Source organism: Benzoatithermus flavus, assembly GCF_037908215.1.
Lineage (GTDB): Bacteria > Pseudomonadota > Alphaproteobacteria > Geminicoccales > Geminicoccaceae > Benzoatithermus > Benzoatithermus flavus.
In genome coordinates this window covers 1-526 of record NZ_JBBLZC010000142.1, presented here as the reverse complement: position 1 = coordinate 526, position 526 = coordinate 1, and the positions used below count along the sequence as shown (strand labels likewise).

1 protein-coding gene is annotated in these 526 nt (G+C 55.3%); it reads left to right on the top strand.

Annotated elements, in window-relative coordinates; genetic code table 11:
• Nucleotides 1–526, top strand: a 526-nt coding sequence (locus U1T56_RS24570) for a glycosyltransferase family 4 protein (protein ID WP_418162091.1), incomplete at both ends; no start/stop codon positions are given.

Here is a 526-nt window from a genome sequence, read left to right as displayed (position 1 = left end):
ACCGGAAGGCGTGGAAAATCGCTGCCGCGACGGAAGGCCTTCGCGATTATATGATTGAGCAAGGGAAAGCGCCCGAGGATGTCTTTTTATTGCCGAACGGCGTCAACACGGATGTGTTTCGCCCGCTGCCGAAAAACAAAGAGTTGCTTGCGGAATTAGGGCTCGAAGGAAAAGTGGTGTTTACGTACGCCGGAACGATGGGATACGCCCAAGGGCTCGATTCGGTGCTGCGGGCGGCGGCCATCGTCAAAGCGAAAGATGAACGGGCGCATTTCCTGTTTGTCGGCGACGGCCAAGAGCGGGAAAAGCTGATGGCGTTAAAAGAAGAGCTCGGCCTTGACAATGTGACGTTTTACGGATCCGTTCCGGTTGAGAAGATGCCGGAGATTTTCTCCATCACCGATTACAGCATCGTTTCGCTGCGCAACATCGATTTGTTTAAAGGGGCAAGGCCGTCGAAAATTTTCCCGGCGATCGCCACCGGAACCCCGGTGCTGTATTGCGGCGAAGGGGAGAGCGCCGAGAT